4 protein-coding genes are annotated in these 4,000 nt (G+C 28.0%); 2 read left to right on the top strand and 2 right to left on the bottom strand.

Annotated features, from left to right (window positions below; translation table 11 throughout):
* Positions 1-37: 37 nt before the first annotated feature.
* Positions 38-484: a hypothetical protein gene (locus U9R42_03515; protein MEA3495085.1), complete on the bottom strand. Its 447-nt coding sequence runs from the start codon at positions 482-484 to the stop codon at positions 38-40.
* Positions 485-682: 198 nt separating this feature from the next.
* On the opposite strand from U9R42_03515, the gene U9R42_03510 reads away from it, so the two are divergent.
* Positions 683-1,963 (top strand): glycosyltransferase family 39 protein, encoded by a 1,281-nt coding sequence (locus U9R42_03510; protein ID MEA3495084.1) that lies wholly within the window; start codon positions 683-685, stop codon positions 1,961-1,963.
* Positions 1,964-2,001: 38 nt separating this feature from the next.
* Here U9R42_03510 and U9R42_03505 read toward each other — a convergent pair whose 3' ends face one another.
* The gene (locus tag U9R42_03505; GenBank protein MEA3495083.1) at positions 2,002-2,451 is read right to left on the bottom strand and encodes a DUF2147 domain-containing protein; all 450 of its coding nucleotides are present in this window, start codon (positions 2,449-2,451) and stop codon (positions 2,002-2,004) included.
* A 347-nt stretch (positions 2,452-2,798) separates the two neighbouring features.
* Here U9R42_03505 and U9R42_03500 point away from each other — a divergent pair, with 347 nt between their 5' ends.
* Entirely contained in the window at positions 2,799-3,968 is a 1,170-nt protein-coding gene (locus U9R42_03500) for a tetratricopeptide repeat protein (protein MEA3495082.1), read from the top strand.
* The last annotated feature ends 32 nt before the right edge of the window (positions 3,969-4,000 follow it).

The following is a 4,000-nucleotide window of genomic DNA, read 5'->3' as shown; positions in this document are numbered from 1 at the left end:
GGCTTTTGGTAGTAATAGAGGAATTTCAAGATAAATTCTATGTCATTCTCATAGAAAGATTTCCATCGCTATCATAGGTTTCAATAATTCCGGCAGCTTCAACAACTCTAAGCTGAGATTGAGATTTTGTTGTGGTATTGAAAACTTTTATATTTCCGTTATTTCCATCACCACCTAAAGAAAATAAAAGCTCGTTAGTATTATTTGCATACATCCGTATTGCTTCTCGGTAATATCTTCCTTGTATTTGAATTCGGTTACCATTTGCACAAGATAATTGGATTACGCCCGATTTACCTTGATTTCCAAAATCTCCAAGATAAACTAAAACATTTTCATCTTTGGAGATTTTTAAAGAATTGCATATAATATCCTGAGGTTCATTGTTGTGATTTTTACTTATTCCAAGTGCAGACTTTAGTGTATGCAGTTCATTTCTTAGTTCTTGCACTTCATTTTCCAATTTTTCATATTCAGATGACATGATGTTTCCTCCCTTATTATCTTTTTAGCAATGAAATTTTATTAACAATAATAATGCAAATTACAACTAAATTTAACGCTTTGCAAATAATACCAGATGTAAATTTAAAAGAATTGATTGATACAAAATTGAGTTCACTATAAAATACAAAAAGAGTTTGCATTATTTTTTCTTAAATTTGAACAAAAAATAATCATCTTGATTCGTAATTCTATAAACAATATTGTAAAACTTATAGTGCATAAGCATTTTATTCTTACATGCTTTATCCTCTCAATAATTTTACGAATTTTTTGGCTATTATGGCTCAATCCTGAGATTGTAAGTGATGCTGATTGGTATTTTGAAAAAGCAAAAATGATTGCCGAAGGCAAAGGATATTTTTCTTTTGGTCATCCTACAGCTTTTTATCCTGTTGGTTATTCCGCTTTTTTATCATTTTTTTTCAAAATTTTCGAGAGTTCCATTTTAATAGGACGAGTTTTAAATATTTTTCTTTATATCGGTATTTTGTTTTTTGTTTATAAAATAACAAAAATATTTTTCTCCGATAAACTTACAATAAATTTATCTTTCCTTTTTCTTGCATTTTATCCTAATCACATTGCTTACACAACTTTACTGTACAACGAAACTTTGTTTTTGTTTCTTTTTTCAATTTCTATTTTTCTTTTTCTTTTATCATTAAAAAACCAAAAAATAATAAGTTTTTTTATAACAGGAATTTTATTCGGGCTAAGTTGCTACGTAAAGCCTCAAGCTTTATTTATTCCCCTGATATTTTTTATTGTCAGCTATGTTAAAAACAGCAAAAAAAATATTCCACTTTTTCTATTAGTTTTGTATTTCGGATTATTTTTAAGTGTTCTTCCATGGCAACTAAGGAATTATAAAGCATTTGGAAAAGTAACTTTTATTTCTACCGTAAAAGGTTATGACTTACTTATTGGAAACAATCCTTATGCAAAAGGGAATTACGGAATTAATGAGAATTACTGGAGAAAAATTTCATTAGAAGAAAACGAATGTATTTATGATAAAAAAACTAAAAAGTTAGCTTTAAAATATATTAGAAATCATCCTTTGGAAAGCATAAAAATAATTCCTAAAAAATTATATTATTTCTTTTGGCCGGGGATGGAAGGCTTTGGTTGGAATATGAATGGACTTAGTGAAAATCAAATGAAAATCCTACATAAACTAAGGTATTATTCAATGGGAGCATTCTTGCTTTTTCTTATTATTTTCTCTATTTCAGTAGTTTATCAATTATTCTGGAATTACAAACAAATTTCTTTTGCAACTTTAGCAATTTATTTACTTTTGCTTTACCATATTATTTTATCAACTGTCTTTTTCGGTGAATCACGTTTCCATTTTCACCTTGTACCATTTATGCTTATGCTTGTAAGTGATTTAATATCAAAGATATTAACAAAATTAAAACTTTACAATCAAAGTAAATTGCATAGACATTAAAGGACTTGTTAACAAATCCTTAGTAAAAAATAATTACTCTACTTCTTTTTTGTCCAGACAGTAGTCCTGCCTAAAAGTGAAACACCAATAAAACCTCTAACATTAATTTTATCGCCATCCATTTTTATAGTACACTTGTATGTTTTACCGTTTTCAGGGTCATAAATAGTTCCGTCTCCCCAAGTGTTATCACCTTTGTATTTAAAAGATTTTAAAATCATTAATCCAATAATCGGTTCATTTTGTAATTTTGGATTTGGATTTTCATCATCAATTTTTTCTGTTCCATCATCTTCCAATGGTTCTTTTAACCAAATAATTTTCCCATAATAATTTCCATTTGTTGCTCGGAAAATTTTTACAAGACTTTTCTTTGAATCGGTGTACCACTCTGCCCATATTTTATCTTCGGGTTTATTTTTTTGAGCTTGAGAAAATAAAAATAAAAATGAGAAAAATACTGTAATGAAAAACACTTTTGACTTCATACTAATTGATTTTTAAAAGTTAATTAAAGTTTTAACAGACACAAATATTATTAAATATTTTTAAATAATTAACATTTTTAATGTACTATTTTAAAAAAAGAAGCAGAAAACTGTTCTATGTCAAATACTGTGAGTAATCAAATTTGCCAAAGACTTCGCCTGTGGCTTAAATATTTTTTCACCCACACAAATCAACATAAAACCAAGAAAACTTTGCTTTTCCCTCTTGCAAACAATCAAAATGCAACTAATTTTAATAATAATTCGTCAACTTTAACAGATATTATATTTGGCCTATTTTTTGGTAACCGATGCATGATTTTAATTAGCATTTACAAGATTATATTATGAAAAAAAATATTATTTTAATCGCACTATTTTTATCAGTCTCATTAGTTTTTGCTCAGCCGGAAGGACAAAAGAAAACTATTCATGACCTTATGGCAACAGGGACAATTGATTTTATTCAAGATAAAGAAAAGGCTATAAGGGCTTTTACAATAGTTATTTCTATGGATCCAAATTATGTAAAAGCTTATTACATGAGAGGACAAAGCTATTATGGACTTGGACAATACAAAAAAGCACTTTATGATTTTGACAAAATGAAAGAATTGGAGCCCGATAATGATAAAGCCTATGCTCTTACTGCATTAATTTTGGATGAAGCAGATGATATATTTAATGCTTTACAAAATTATTCCACAGCAATAAAATTAAATCCGGAGAATGCAAATTATTATTTTTCAAGAGCTAAAATCCAACATAAATATAAGAATTATTGGTACGCAATTAAGGATTATGAAAAGTCAATTGAATTAGGCAATAAAACTCAAGATGTTTATTATCATAAAGGAATTACTGAACTATATATTCAACATTACAAAGAAGCATTAGTAAGTTTTGAGGCTTCAATGGAACTTGGAAAGCAGGATAAAGATGCTTATTATTACAGAGGTTATACAAGAATGTTTCTAACAAATTTTGAAGATGCTTTAGAAGATTTTGATATGGTTATTGCCTTTGATGAAAATTATGCTCCTGCCTATTTCCACAAAGGATTTATTTATTTAGAAAAAAAAGATTACAAACAAGCTTTGAATTTTTATAATAAAGGTATAAAAATAAACCCTCAGGTTTCGCGTGCTTACCACAATAGAGGCTTGGTTTACAAAGCTCTTGAAAAAAATGATAAAGCTCTCGCTGACTTTAATATTTGTATAAAATATGAACCAAAATTCCCCGATGCATATTTGAACAGGGCATTGATATTTGAAAAAAAAGAAGAATTTACAAAAGCATTGAATGATTACGATTCTTATTTACGAATTGTCCCTTCAAATCCTACTGTTATTTATGCAAGAGGAAGAATGAAATTAAGAGAAGGTATTGAAATTGGAGCATGTAATGATTTTAGACTCGCTGCTGAAATGGGTAATAAACAAGCAATAAAAGCAGTTAAAGATATTTGCGACCAATTAGAATCAACAAAGAAAATAAAAGAAGGAATAGAGTAATTAAAAATGCTTCTACGGTAATTTGTGTGGGT

It is taken from the genome of Bacteroidota bacterium, assembly GCA_034723125.1.
Lineage (GTDB): Bacteria > Bacteroidota > Bacteroidia > CAILMK01 > JAAYUY01 > JAYEOP01.
The sequence above is the reverse complement of the archived record's forward strand: the minus strand, read 5'-3'. Positions and strand labels throughout refer to the sequence as shown.

Coding starts and splice junctions, on each gene's coding strand:
- U9R42_03505 (MEA3495083.1), bottom strand. CDS start 2,451: ATGAAGTCAAAAGTGTTTTTCATTACAGTATTTTTCTCATTTTTATTT.
- U9R42_03500 (MEA3495082.1), top strand. CDS start 2,799: ATGAAAAAAAATATTATTTTAATCGCACTATTTTTATCAGTCTCATTA.
- U9R42_03515 (MEA3495085.1), bottom strand. CDS start 484: ATGTCATCTGAATATGAAAAATTGGAAAATGAAGTGCAAGAACTAAGA.